We start from the raw sequence: 13,441 nt of genomic DNA on the forward strand, positions 1-13,441 counted from the left end.
TATTAAAATAAGATTCATGTGGAGGAACGGAATGAGAAAAAGAGCCAGAATTATCTATAACCCAACATCCGGTCGTGAGGCTTTAAAAAGTGATCTCGTGAGTATTCTAGACATCATTGAAAATGCCGGGTATGAAACTAGTGCTTATGCGACGACAGCGAAGAAACATTCAGCTCGAGATGAAGCAACGAGAGCTGCTAAATCAGGGTTTGATTTAGTAATTGCTGCTGGTGGCGACGGAACCATTAATGAAGTTGCTAATGGAATTGCTGGTCTTAAGCACCGACCTAAGATAGGTGTTATTCCAGCTGGAACGACAAATGATTATGCGAGAGCTTTGAAAATACCTAGGGATGATTCAGTTGCTGCTGCAAAAGTAATTGCAAAAGGTAACACAGTTAAAATGGATGTTGGACAAGCTGGAGAAAAATATTTCATTAATATCGCTGGTGGTGGATTATTAACGGAATTAACTTATGATGTTCCTTCACAATTTAAATCACTTTTTGGTTATCTGGCTTATTTAGCTAAAGGTGCTGAAATGTTACCTAGAATGAAACCAATTGAAATGAACCTTGAGTATGATGGGGGAATTTTTAAAGGGAAAGCATCAATGTTTTTATTAGCATTGACGAACTCTGTAGGTGGCTTTGAACAAATCGTACCAAACGCTTCACTTGATGACGGTAAGTTTACCTTGCTTATTGTTAAAGCGACTAATATCGCCGAAATGTTGCATTTAATGGCACTTGTGTTAAATGGTGGGAAGCATATTAATGATAAACGTGTGATTTATGTTAAAACGTCTAAATTAATTGCTAAACCAGTCGATAATAAAATGATGATTAATATTGATGGTGAATATGGTGGTGATGCACCAATGACTTTCAAAAATTTAAAGCAACATATCGAAATTTTTGCGAATACAGATGCATTGCCAGAAACGTCAATTACGTCAGGTCGTACGGCTGCCGAAATTACAGCTGAAGAACATTTTGTAAAAGAAGTCCAAGAAATGCATAGTGAAGATGTTGACGGTAATGGTACAATTAGTAAAGTAAGAGATAACTAAGAAATTAAGTAGGATTGAGGTGCTTGGTAAAGGCCTCAATCCTGTTTTATTTCTAGAGTTGGCAACTATTGACTTTTAGGGGTTAAACATGGTTGAATAAAGTAAATACGCAGGAACATCGAAAGGACAACAATGAAAAAACTACCTCCAGTAATAAAGAACCAAGAATTTGATACAGAAATTATCGATTTAACTTATCAAGGTATGGGTGTCGCTAAAGTTGATGGCTACCCATTATTTATTGAAAATGCATTACCAGGCGAAAAAGTTAGTATTCGTGTAATGAAAGTTAGCAAGAACTTTGGTTTCGCTAAAGTTTTAGCTTTTCGTAATGAGAGCCCAGATCGTGTTGAAACAAAAGGTTCAGCATATACACAAACTGGAATTGCACCTTTACAACATTTAGCATACCCAGCACAATTAAAATTCAAACAAGCACAAGTTCAAGAGTTATTGAAAAAAGCGCATTTGGATATTGAAGTATCTGATGCTGTTGGAATGGAAAATCCTTTCCATTACCGTAATAAAGCACAAGTGCCTGTTCGCGAAATTGCTGGTGAATTAAAAACAGGATTCTTCAAGAAAAACAGTCATGATTTTGTTGCAATTGAAGATTTTTTAATTCAAGATGAAGAAATTGATAAAGCAATCGTAGCTGTACGTGATGTCTTACAACGTTTCCATGTGGAAGCATATGACGAACGTGCACATAAAGGGATTATCCGTCACATTATGGTTCGCCGTGGTCATTACTCAAAACAAATGATGATTGTCTTAGTAACACGCTCTAAGAAATTACCAATGTTTACTGAAATTACTGCTGCAATCCGTGAATCATTACCTGAGGTTACAACTATTGTTCAAAATACAAATTCTGAAAAGACAAATGTTATTTTAGGCCGCGAAAACAAAGTTTTATTTGGCCCTGGTTATATTGAAGATCAATTAAATGGATTAACATTTAGAATTTCACCACATTCTTTCTACCAAATTAATCCTGTCCAAACAGAAAAATTATATGCTGCAGCATTTGAACGTGCTGGTTTAACTGGTAATGAAACAGTTATTGATGCTTATAGTGGTATTGGAACAATTTCATTATCAATGGCAAAACATGCTCGTCAAATCTATGGTGTAGAATTAGTTTCTGCAGCGGTTAAAGATGCGAAAGAAAATGCTAAGATTAATGGTATTGATAATGTTCGTTTTGAAACTGGGATGGCAGAAAACTGGATGGAAAACTGGAGTCATGCTAACTTAAGACCTGACGTTTTAGTTGTCGATCCTCCTCGTAAGGGGCTAGAACCAGCATTTATTGAAAGTACACTTAAAATGCAACCTAAAAAAGTTGTTTACATTAGTTGTAACCCTTCAACATTAGTTCGTGATTTACAGAGCTTCTTAGATGATGGTTACAAAGTTACAAAACCAATTTTACCAGTGGATCAATTCCCACAAACAACACATATTGAAACAGTTACAATTTTAGAAAAATAACCAATTTAATATAATAGATGAGGAAGACCAAAGGTATTTTACTTTTGGCCTTTTTTTTGCAAACAGATAAATTGTATTCAGTGTGAAAAAGAGTATTCTAATGATATCTTAAAACATTAGGAGGTCCATTATGTCAAAAGAAACTGAAAAAGAATTACGTGAACGTTTAACTAATGAAGAGTTTGAAGTTACACAACATGCTGCAACGGAAGCGCCATTTACCGGTAAATATGATGACTTCTATCAAAAAGGAATTTACGTTGATGTTGTTAGTGGGGAAGCACTTTTTAGTTCAGCAGAAAAATATGACGCTGGCTGCGGTTGGCCATCATTTTCAAAACCAATCCCAGGTTCTAAGATTGCTGAGTTGGTTGATAATAGTCTTTTTGGTTATCAACGAACGGAAGTTAGAAGTAAGGAAGCAAATTCACATTTAGGTCATGTATTTACTGATGGACCTAAAGACCAAGGCGGATTACGTTATTGTATTAACTCTGCCTCATTGAAGTTTATTCCTGAAGCAGAAATGGAAGCTGCTGGATATAGTAACTATTTAAATAATTTATAAAAAATAAAAACATTCGACTTAAGGGATATGAGCCTATCTGGCTCTAAAAGTTGAATGTTTTTATTTGTATAATTATCCTTGGCTTTTTTGATGAATAAAGTAAACAGGAATGCCAAGTCCCGTTATTAATAGACCAACAAGTGCTAACGTCGTTTGTGTTAATAGTGTCGCAACGAGTATAAAAATACCCCCAATAATCGCGATGATTGGAATGATTGGATATAAAGGAACTTTATAGGGTCTATTTAATTCAGGTTCACGTTTTCGTAATATAAAGATAGCAACGAAAACTAGTACATTAAAAATCCAAATAACAAAAATAAGCATATCTGTTAATAAATCAAAACTACCTAAGAACATCATTATTATTGCGATACTTATTTGTAAAAAGCCCGCAATATATGGAACTCTCGTATGAGGAGATAAGCGTTTTAGCCAATTACTAAAGGGGAGTTGGTTTTCTAAGGCCATCGCATATGGAACGCGCATACCGGTTAACGTATAGCCGTTAGTGGCACCGTAGACTGAAATTAAGATACCAACGGTCACAAACTTACCACCAAATTGTCCAAATAGTTGTCTTGAGGCATCAGAAGCTGCATTTAAATTGCCAGCTAATCCTGAAATAGGAAGAGCCTTAAGAAAAACAAAATTAATTAATGTATAGATAATTGTGATGAAAAATAATCCTGAAATAATGGCTTTCGGTAAATCACGTTCTGGATGGTGCATCTCTCCGGCAATATTTCCAACCCCAATCCAGCCATCATAAGCAAACATGGTCGCAAGAAGGCCGCCACTTAAAGCAGTAAAGAAAGACTGGTGCGCGCCGGATGTTAACGGAATTAAACTAAACGTCACTTGTCCAGGAGTGAAAATCCCCCATATCACAATGACAATAATAGGTAATAATTTTAAAACTAATGAAATTGATTGAAAGGTACCACCAACTTTGGCGCCTAAAAAGTTAATCAATGTGATACTGATTCCACTAATTAAAGCAAATGGGATAATTAAATGTGAATCAAGATGGAAAAGATTAATTAATTGTGTGCCAAAAATAATTGAAAGAGCTGCAATGTTTGCTGGATAATAAATGATTATTTGTGCCCAGCCAAGTAAAAATGCTGGGAAACGGCCATAAGTATATTCGATATATTTAATGGCGCCACCAGTTTCTGGGATGGCGGCTGCAAGTTCTGCAGCGGTTAATCCAGCACAGATAGTTAAAAAGCCACCAAGTAACCAAACAAATAAAGTTAAGTTAGCAGATTGGGTTTGTTGTGTAACGCTTGAAACTTTAAAAAAAACGCCTCCGCCGATAACTGTTCCCATTACAGTTGAAAGGGCAGCGAAAAAGCCAATATCTCGTTTTAGGTGATCATTGTTCATGGAAAAAGGTCCTCGTTTCTATATTAAAATGCGTATTTAACTATTTTAGACTATTTAAACGTGTAATGAAACAAAAAATGAAGATGATAATCAACAAAATTCTGTTAATCTACATCTTCATTTTTATCATCTTGTGATTCTACAATTGGGGCTAATTTAATGGGATAGGTCCGGTTATCTGCTTCGTCAAACAAACTCACTGGTCCTTGATCGTTTGCATCAATTCTTAGATGAAAACCATATTCATCTAAGAAACTAAGTTCACGCTCATCTATATGTTCAATCTTACCATCGAGTGCACGTTCGTCAATTCGAATTGTGAGGTCTGATGAAATATCCAAATTATGGTGTCGATGACTTAATTCATCGTAGAATAGCCAATGTCCAGCATAAAAAATAGGTAAAGAAACCTTAGTTTTAGGTGCGGTTATAGACTTAATATCTTTCGTTAATCCAATAAAAAATGATGCACCTAGTAGTGCAAAACTACGTTTCTTCACAGCTATCCCTCCTAATTAGAACTCTTCTACTTAAATATAGCACTTTTAGCTAACAAGCGGAAAGAATTGCCCAAAATATATATAAATTTAATCTATCGTCACAAAATTGAAATAAAGCAATCGTTATGAAAACGGTTCAATTGTTGTTATAATGAATTTAATAATAAAATGGAGGTATTGGGTATGATTAAATTAGGTATTATTGGTACAAATTGGATTACAGGTCAATTCGTTGAAGCAGCGCATGAATCTAATGAATTTCAATTGACTAGTGTCTATTCAAGAACCGAATTAAAAGCCAAAGATTTTGGTGAAAAATATGGTGCAACAAATTTTTACGATAATATGACAGAATTTTTAAATTCAGATAAATTTGAGGTAATCTATATTGCTTCTCCGAATAGTTTACATTTTGAACAAATTAAATTAGCGATTGAAGCTGGTAAAAAAGTTATTGCCGAAAAACCAGTGGTCTCAAATCCAACAGAAATGGCCGCTATTCAGACGGTTCTTAGGGAACATCCTGGAAGTCAATTATTTGAAGCAGCTCGACAAATTCATCAAGATAATTTCAAAATTATTGAACAAAAAGTAACTGAACTAGAGACCATCCAAGGCGCAACTTTAACTTATATGAAGTATTCGTCACGTTATGATGCTATTTTAGCAGGTGAAGAACCTAATATCTTCTCACCAAAATTTTCTGGTGGTGCATTACAAGACTTAGGTGTTTACGTTGTTTATAATGCTATTTCTTGGTTTGGTACACCACTTGAAGTTCAGTACTATCCAACAATGTTACCAACAGGTGTTGATGGTAAAGGTGTCGCAATTCTAACTTATGAAGATTTTAGAGTGACCTTAAATATTGGTAAGACAGCAAATTCATATTTAACTAGTGAAATCTATGGCCTAAAAGACACAATTGTGATGGATAATGCAGCTGAATTAAATGAGGTTCTTTATCGAGATGGCTCTGATAAAGAAGAACTACTTAGTCAAAAACCAGCTAAAAATCCGATGTTAGCTGAAGCGATTGATTTTGCTAGAGTCATCAATAACCCCAATGACGTAACGAACAAAGCTGATTATATAAAATGGCAAAAACTTAGTGTGACAGTTAATCAAGTATTGTTTGATTTAAGGAAAAGTGCCGGAATTGAATTTCCAGCTGATCATAAATAAGAATTATTGAGATAAGTTTCTGTGAATCAATGGAAGCTTATTTTTTATATGCTATACTTAATTATTAAAACTAATCCTATGAAGTTAAAAGAAAGAGACTAAAATGAATCCAAAATTTGATGCATATTTTAAAGAACAAGGTTTTGAAACACAATCACCCATCCAAGAAGCCGTTTATGAACCTCTAAAATCAGGTGAAAATATCCTTGGATTAGCACCAACCGGTTCTGGTAAAACATTAGCGTTCAGCTTACCTTTACTCGAAAGATTAATACCTAAAGATGGCATTCAACTATTGATTATTGCACCTTCACAAGAATTAGCTATGCAATTAGCAGGTGTCATTCGTCCTTGGGCTAAAGAACTTGATTTAAAAGTTCAAGCTATTATTGGTGGTGCTAATATGAAACGCCAAATTGAAAATTTAAAGAAAAAACCTGAGATTATTGTCGGAACACCAGGTCGCTTATTGAATTTAGCTGAAGATAAAAAAATTAAATTACATAAAGTTAAATCAGTTGTCATTGATGAAGCGGATGATTTATTAACGGATGAAACACTAACAACTTGTCGTGATTTAATCAGCCAGGCACCTGCAGGCATTCAATTAAGTTTCTTTTCTGCGACGGAAACGGCAATATTAGATGATTTGAAAAAATGGTTTGGTGCTAATGTGACAACTTATGATGTTCGTGAAGTTGATCAAACACAAGGTATCGTTCACCATTATTCAATTGAAACACCAACGCGTAAACGTCAATCAACGTTGCGTCGTTTAGCAAATGTTGAAGATTTTTATGCACTAGTTTTCTTTAACCAACTATCATCGTTACAAGATATGGCTCAAAAATTAAAATATGATCATGTACCAGTCGCTGTCTTAGATAGCGAGCAACGCCAAGTTAATCGTGCTAATGCTTTATCACAACTTCATAAGCATGAAATTAAATTATTACTAACGACGGATGTTGCCGCTCGAGGTTTGGACATTCCAATGTTACCCGCAGTCGTAAATTATGATATGCCTAAAGATACGACGTCATATATTCATCGTGTCGGCCGGACAGGCCGGATGGGTGCTGAAGGGATGGTTATTAATCTTGGAAATGAACATGATCTACGTACCTTAAAACAAGATTTAAAAAATACACCATTTGAAATTGAAAAAGGTTACTTATATGATGGTGCGATTGTAACAGAAAGACCAGAACGTGTGGCTGAACCAAAAGCTAAGAAACTTAAACCAGTTGAAGTGAAAGCCAAAACAGTTGATGGTCAAAAGCAATCTGATGAACCAGTAAAGAAACCACATCGTAAAGTTCGTTTGAGAAATCAAAAAAATAAAGGTAAAAGACGCAAACCAAAAGCAGAACATTTTGATTAATGAGAAGGATCATCCAATAATAATTGGATGATTTTTTTATTGACTAATTTTGTAAGCGATTGCACGAATAGGGTAACCGTGCTATATTTAAAGAGGTTAATTCGTACAGAAGAAGGAGTTGAGTAGATCCATGACAAATATGAAGTTAGATGAAACTCATTTTGGAAGTTACTTTGATTTATCAATTTATGCCTTTAATAAAAAAGTATCAGCACAGAGAAAGAGCTTTTTTCGCAAACTTTATGAGCATTCATCAGATTGGGGCTCAGTTGAATCTGGGAAAGTTGTCAGCGGTGTGATTAATACACCATTTACGACTCATTTTCACGGGACTCAATTTAAAATGGGTGGTATTGGCTATGTTGCAAGTTATCCAGAATTTGCTGGTCAGGGTAGTATTGGACAATTAATGAATTTAGCTCTGGATGAGATGTATGATAATGGAACGACATTATCGTATTTAGCGCCATTTTCGTATCCGTTCTATCGTAAATTCGGTTACGAAGCAACATTTGATCAAACGATATATCGGATGAATACGAAGGATTTACCACGATTAAAAGTTAAGGCCATAGGTCACGTTGAACGTCACCGTTATTTGGATGTAAAAGAGGAATTAAATAAATTATACCAACAGAATCAGCTCTCTCAACAAGGTGGTATTGAACGGCCAGATTGGTGGTTAACTTATTCGGCGGAGAAACACCCTAACTGGGAAGTAGCGGTCTATTATAATGAAAAAAATGAGTCAGAAGGCTATCTTGTTTATCAAAGAGAAACTGATGAATTTAAAATCGTTGAATGGATATATCAAACAAGTGAGAGTTGGCTCCAATTACAAAATTTTGTGCTTAAGCATCAATCAGCATACGAATGGTTTAGTTATGAGAGTCCAATTGGACAGCCATTTCCAGATGTACTGGCAAATCCTCAAGTTGAAGTGACAACGCAACCTTACATGATGGCAAGAATTGTAAATGTTGAAGACTTTCTCAGCAGATACCCTTACCAGCAAGATTTTCCACAAATTGTGATTCAAGTTCAAGATTCGACTATTCAGGCTAATGAAGGCTATTGGCAAATTAGCCGAATAGACGGACAAACAAAAGTTGAAAAGACTGAAAATTCAGCAACTACGTTTACAACGGATATTCAAAATTTAACACGAAGTATGATGGGGTATCGAACATTTAAACAATTAAAACAATATGGATTTGTATCAGGCGACGTGACGTTATTCGATGGCGCATTAATTAAAGAACAACCGATATTAAGTGATTATTTTTAAGGAGAGAATAGATAATGGAATATGAAAAAATGAGTCAATTTCCAACTGATTTTTTATGGGGGGCTTCCTCAGCTGCTTACCAAATTGAAGGTGCGTATCAAGAAGATGGTAAAGGATTATCAGTTTGGGATAAATTTGTAAGAATTCCTGGGAAAACATTTAAGGGTACAAATGGTGATGTAGCCGTCGATCATTATCACCGTTTTAAAGAAGATGTCGCCTTAATGAAGGAGCAAGGATTGAAAGCTTACCGTTTTTCAATTGCTTGGACACGTATTTATCCAGAAGGAAAAGGTAAAGTTAATCAAAAGGGGATAGATTTTTATAATCGATTAATCGATGAGTTAATTGCGAATAATATTGAACCTGTTGTGACACTTTATCATTGGGATTTACCACAAGCATTACAAGATGAATATGCTGGTTGGGAATCTCGTGAAATTATTACTGATTTTACGGATTATGCGAAAACTTGTTTTGATGCATTCAGTGATCGTGTTAAATATTGGGTATCATTAAATGAACAAAACGTATTTATTTCTCATGGCTATCAAATGGAGAGTCATCCGCCTGCAGTAAATGATGAAAAAAGAATGTATGCTGCAAATCACATTGCTAATTTAGCAAATGCTTCAGCAATTAAGGCATTTCATGAAGGTCATTATCAAGGTGAAATTGGGCCTAGCTTTGCCTATAGCCCGGGTTATGCAGTTAATGGAGATCCTAAAAACCAAGTTGCGGCTACTAACTATGAAGATTATGCTGCTCATTTTTGGATGGATATTTATGTTTATGGACGTTATCCAAAAATGATTTATAAATGGTTAACTGAACGTGGAACTGCACCTACTGTTACAGAAGCAGATCAAGCTCTTTTAATTGCTGGAAAACCAGATTTTATGGGTTTAAATTATTATCAAACCCAAACAATTGCGGCTAATCCGTTAGTTGGTGGTGTTGGACTTGCTGCTGAAAATAATACAGGTAAAAAGGGGACTAGCTCCGAAAGTGGCGTTCCAGGCATGTTTAAGACTACTAATAATGAATTTTTAAAACAAACTGATTGGGATTGGAATATTGATCCTGAAGGGCTAAGAATTGCTCTGAGAAGAATTGATAGTCGTTACGACTTACCTGTTCTTATTACTGAAAACGGTCTTGGTGCTTATGATAAATTAGAAGAAGGCAATACAATTCATGATGATTACCGAATTTACTTTATCAATGAACATATTAAAGCCATTCAAGAAGCCATTTCAGACGGTGTAAAAGTCATTGGGTATACAACTTGGAGTTTCACTGATTTATTGAGCTGGTCAAATGGCTATCAAAAGCGCTATGGCTTTGTTTATATTGATCGTGATGAAGAAAGTGCGAAAGAATTAAAACGATATAAGAAAGATTCATTCTATTGGTATCAAAAGGTCATTAAAGAAAATGGTAGTAAGTTATAAAGTAATTTAAATAGCTATTGATAACGCTTACAATAAATGATACAATAAATATGAAATGAGTGTTACTGATTCGATCAGGCATGACCTATTGATGTAGATATGAAAATATCTGTATTTGTAGGTCATTTTTTATGGGAAGGGGTCGGTTTGATGTGAAGTTCGTAAAAAATTTTAATAATAATGCAGCTTTAGTTGAATCATCCGACAATGTTGAGTGGGTGGTCATTGGTAACGGTATTGGATTCGGTTATCATGCTGGAGATAATATCGATAAGGACCAGATTGACCGACGGTTTAAAGCTGAAGAAGATTCAGATACAATGAAATTAATTTCAGGATTTGATGCAGAAACTTTGGAAGTTACGACAACTTTTGTTGGAGTAGTAGAGCCATTAATTGATGTGACATTTGATGATGTTCAATTTTTGATTTTAGTGGACCATTTTCAATATTCATTACAAAAAAATCGTGAAGAAATGTTTTTAAATGACCGATCTGTTCATTGGGAAATGAAAAAATTATTTCCAAGTGAATTCCAAGCTGCAAAGGTTGGTATTAAAGAAATCGAATCAAAATTTGACATTACGGTTCAAAATAATGAATTGATTTTATTAACCTATCATTTGATTAACGTCAAAGAAGGCGGACATGCTGTTCAAGAATCGATGAAGCTGACAGAACTCATTTCGGGAATTGTTAATATTATTCAATTAGATACTGGTATTATTCTCGACGAAAAATCATTTAATTATAGTCGATTTGTCTCACATTTACGCTATTTATTCATTAGGCATTTTCATAATACTGAGATTGATCGTGCAGAACTTGACCCTGAGTTGCTCGCCATGATGATTAGTCGGTATCCACAAGTGTACGAAACAGTGGAAAAAATCGTGCAGTATATTCGAGAACGGGCCGATTGGGATTTACAAGCAGACGAACAAGTTTATCTAGTTTTACATATCTGGCGAGTAACCCATCGGCAAACAGAAAATTAAATAAATTGATAATTAGGTGTGTTATTGCCATTTATAAGCAAGCATAAACCCAGTTATCCATGCAAACTCGTATTTTTTGAGTTGAAATGGATAACTGGGTTTTAATTTATAAAAAATATAAAGGAGTGATTGTGATGAGTTACGAAAAATTAGCTAAAGATATTTTAAAAAATGTAGGTGGCGAAGCTAACGTTAATAGCGTAGTCCATTGTACAACCCGACTAAGATTTAAATTAAAAGATGAATCTAAGGCCAATACCGATATGTTGAAAAATATGGACGGCGTAGTGACCGTTGTTAAAAGTGGCGGCCAGTACCAAGTGGTTGTTGGAAATCAAGTTCCGGAAGTTTATGATGCATTAGTTAAAGGTAGCGGACTTGATGGTGATGGCATTGTGCCAGATAATGATGGCGAAAAAATGAAACCGCTTGATGCCTTTATTGATATGATTTCAGGTATCTTTGCACCAGCTCTAGGTGTTTTAGCTGCAACAGGGATGATCAAAGGAATAGTTTCATTACTAGTCGCATTTAGCTGGGTGGCACCGACATCTGGAACGTATATTATTTTAAATGCATTAGGAGATTCTTTCTTTTATTTCTTCCCGATTATCTTAGCTTACAGTGCTAGTAAAAAATTCCACGTTAATCCATTGTTGGCAATGGTTATTGGTGCATCCTTAGTTTACCCAACTATTGTGGCACAATTGCCAGCAACACTAGCCGCTTCAGGTGGAAAAGTGCTGTACACTTTATTTGCAGGAACAATTTTTGAATCACCAATCTATATGACATTCTTGGGGATTCCAGTAATCATGATGAGTTACGCATCATCAGTTGTACCTATTATTGTATCAATTTGGTTTGCATCAAAAGTGGAACCATTCTTCAAAAAAGTGATACCAGAAGTTGTACGAACATTCTTAGTGCCAATGTTAACAGCACTTGTTGTTGTGCCTATTACATTTATCTTTATAGGTCCCATAACAACTTGGGCTAGTGATATTGTGGCAACCGGATTTACAGCTGTATACACATTTAGTCCAATTGCCGCTGGCGCAGTTCTTGGTGGCTTATGGCAAGTACTTGTTATCTTCGGGTTACATTGGGGACTTGTTCCACTTGCCTTACTTAACATTTCAACAACAGGCTCAGATCCAATTTTAGCACTTATGCTAGGGACAACGTTCGCTCAAATTGGGTCAGTATTGGCAATTACAATTAAAACAAAAAATAAAAAACTAAAAGGTCTTGGCTATTCTTCATTTATTTCAGGAATCTTTGGTGTTACGGAACCCGCTATTTACGGAATTACGTTACCTCGTAAAAAACCATTTATTATTACATGTATTTCAGCCGCTATTGGTGGCATGGTTCTTGGTGTATTTGGGACAAAAGGATACATGGTTGGTGGATTAGGCATTTTCTCTATTCCAAGTTACTTGAATCCTAAGACAGGAATTGATATGTCATTCTACGCTGTGCTGATAGCAATCGTTGTTTCATTCGTATTGGCATATGTCTTAACACTTATGTTCGGTTTAACAAAGGAAGATCAAGAAGTACCCGTTGCTGTTGCTGAAACAAAAGTAACAACGTCAGTAGTACCTGTAGAAGTAGAAATGAGTGGAGAAATCCTTGGTAGCCCACTTAAAGGCGAAGTATTACCTTTATCAGAGGTTAAAGACCCTGTCTTTAGTTCTGGTATTATGGGTGACGGTATCGCAATTCTACCTGAAGTTGGTCAATTATACGCACCTGCTGATGGTAAAATAACATTAGTTTTTCCAACAGGACACGCAGTTGGTATGGTGACAGACGATGGCGCCGAAATTTTAATGCATATCGGAATGGATACAGTTGAATTAGAAGGTAAGTATTTTGAAATTCAAACAGAAATTGATACCGTCGTAAAAAAAGGCGATTTATTACTTAAATTCGATATTGAAGGTATTAAACAGGCAGGATATGAAATTATTACGCCAATTATCGTGACGAACACACCAAAATATAAAAAAATTAAACCACTTGCTAAAGACCAGTCAGAAATAATTGTTGGTACTGATTTATTAGATTTAGAAATTAATTCAGGAGGTCAATAAG

11 protein-coding genes are annotated in these 13,441 nt (G+C 35.2%); 9 read left to right on the plus strand and 2 right to left on the minus strand.

All coding sequences use genetic code 11. The annotated features are described in order from the left end of the window. Positions 1-31: 31 nt before the first annotated feature. The 3 genes from AC1RPV_RS04195 (at position 32) to msrB (ending at position 3,137) form a co-directional block, all read left to right on the plus strand. Positions 32-1,072 (plus strand): diacylglycerol kinase, encoded by a 1,041-nt coding sequence (locus tag AC1RPV_RS04195; RefSeq protein ID WP_481761570.1) that lies wholly within the window; start codon positions 32-34, stop codon positions 1,070-1,072. Between the two features lie 132 nt (positions 1,073-1,204). Further along, complete coding sequence (gene rlmD, locus AC1RPV_RS04200; protein WP_481761569.1) at positions 1,205-2,569, plus strand: 23S rRNA (uracil(1939)-C(5))-methyltransferase RlmD; 1,365 nt, start codon at positions 1,205-1,207, stop codon at positions 2,567-2,569. 130 nt (positions 2,570-2,699) lie between these two features. Then, the gene (msrB, locus tag AC1RPV_RS04205) at positions 2,700-3,137 is read left to right on the plus strand and encodes a peptide-methionine (R)-S-oxide reductase MsrB (RefSeq protein WP_481761568.1); all 438 of its coding nucleotides are present in this window, start codon (positions 2,700-2,702) and stop codon (positions 3,135-3,137) included. Between the two features lie 72 nt (positions 3,138-3,209). Here msrB and AC1RPV_RS04210 read toward each other — a convergent pair whose 3' ends face one another. Both AC1RPV_RS04210 and AC1RPV_RS04215 read right to left on the minus strand, forming a co-directional pair. Beyond that, complete coding sequence (locus tag AC1RPV_RS04210; RefSeq protein ID WP_481761567.1) at positions 3,210-4,529, minus strand: APC family permease; 1,320 nt, start codon at positions 4,527-4,529, stop codon at positions 3,210-3,212. Between the two features lie 104 nt (positions 4,530-4,633). Then, positions 4,634-5,029, minus strand: coding sequence for a DUF4828 domain-containing protein (locus AC1RPV_RS04215; RefSeq protein ID WP_481761566.1), 396 nt, complete (start codon positions 5,027-5,029; stop codon positions 4,634-4,636). A gap of 183 nt (positions 5,030-5,212) precedes the next feature. On the opposite strand from AC1RPV_RS04215, the gene AC1RPV_RS04220 reads away from it, so the two are divergent. The 6 genes from AC1RPV_RS04220 to AC1RPV_RS04245 all read left to right on the plus strand — a co-directional run bounded on the left by AC1RPV_RS04220 (position 5,213) and on the right by AC1RPV_RS04245 (position 13,440). Then, a complete protein-coding gene (locus AC1RPV_RS04220; protein ID WP_481761565.1) occupies positions 5,213-6,214 on the plus strand; it encodes a Gfo/Idh/MocA family protein in 1,002 nt (333 codons plus the stop codon). Positions 6,215-6,317: 103 nt separating this feature from the next. Next, complete coding sequence (locus AC1RPV_RS04225) at positions 6,318-7,598, plus strand: DEAD/DEAH box helicase (protein ID WP_481761564.1); 1,281 nt, start codon at positions 6,318-6,320, stop codon at positions 7,596-7,598. Between the two features lie 130 nt (positions 7,599-7,728). Continuing rightward, a complete protein-coding gene (locus AC1RPV_RS04230; RefSeq protein ID WP_481761563.1) occupies positions 7,729-8,886 on the plus strand; it encodes a GNAT family N-acetyltransferase in 1,158 nt (385 codons plus the stop codon). A 14-nt stretch (positions 8,887-8,900) separates the two neighbouring features. After that, the gene (locus tag AC1RPV_RS04235; protein WP_481761562.1) at positions 8,901-10,340 is read left to right on the plus strand and encodes a glycoside hydrolase family 1 protein; all 1,440 of its coding nucleotides are present in this window, start codon (positions 8,901-8,903) and stop codon (positions 10,338-10,340) included. A 152-nt stretch (positions 10,341-10,492) separates the two neighbouring features. After that, complete coding sequence (locus tag AC1RPV_RS04240) at positions 10,493-11,338, plus strand: PRD domain-containing protein (RefSeq protein WP_481761561.1); 846 nt, start codon at positions 10,493-10,495, stop codon at positions 11,336-11,338. A 134-nt stretch (positions 11,339-11,472) separates the two neighbouring features. Continuing rightward, entirely contained in the window at positions 11,473-13,440 is a 1,968-nt protein-coding gene (locus tag AC1RPV_RS04245; RefSeq protein WP_481761560.1) for a beta-glucoside-specific PTS transporter subunit IIABC, read from the plus strand. Position 13,441: the final 1 nt, after the last annotated feature.

The organism is Dellaglioa sp. CoH-55-MRSF-9 (genome assembly GCF_056782155.1).

Excerpts from the sequence above, each read along its gene's own strand:
- AC1RPV_RS04195 (WP_481761570.1), top strand. The coding sequence starts at position 32 with ATGAGAAAAAGAGCCAGAATTATCTATAACCCAACATCCGGTCGTGAG.
- rlmD (WP_481761569.1), top strand. The coding sequence starts at position 1,205 with ATGAAAAAACTACCTCCAGTAATAAAGAACCAAGAATTTGATACAGAA.
- msrB (WP_481761568.1), top strand. The coding sequence starts at position 2,700 with ATGTCAAAAGAAACTGAAAAAGAATTACGTGAACGTTTAACTAATGAA.
- AC1RPV_RS04210 (WP_481761567.1), bottom strand. The coding sequence starts at position 4,529 with ATGAACAATGATCACCTAAAACGAGATATTGGCTTTTTCGCTGCCCTT.
- AC1RPV_RS04220 (WP_481761565.1), top strand. The coding sequence starts at position 5,213 with ATGATTAAATTAGGTATTATTGGTACAAATTGGATTACAGGTCAATTC.
- AC1RPV_RS04225 (WP_481761564.1), top strand. The coding sequence starts at position 6,318 with ATGAATCCAAAATTTGATGCATATTTTAAAGAACAAGGTTTTGAAACA.
- AC1RPV_RS04230 (WP_481761563.1), top strand. The coding sequence starts at position 7,729 with ATGACAAATATGAAGTTAGATGAAACTCATTTTGGAAGTTACTTTGAT.
- AC1RPV_RS04235 (WP_481761562.1), top strand. The coding sequence starts at position 8,901 with ATGGAATATGAAAAAATGAGTCAATTTCCAACTGATTTTTTATGGGGG.
- AC1RPV_RS04245 (WP_481761560.1), top strand. The coding sequence starts at position 11,473 with ATGAGTTACGAAAAATTAGCTAAAGATATTTTAAAAAATGTAGGTGGC.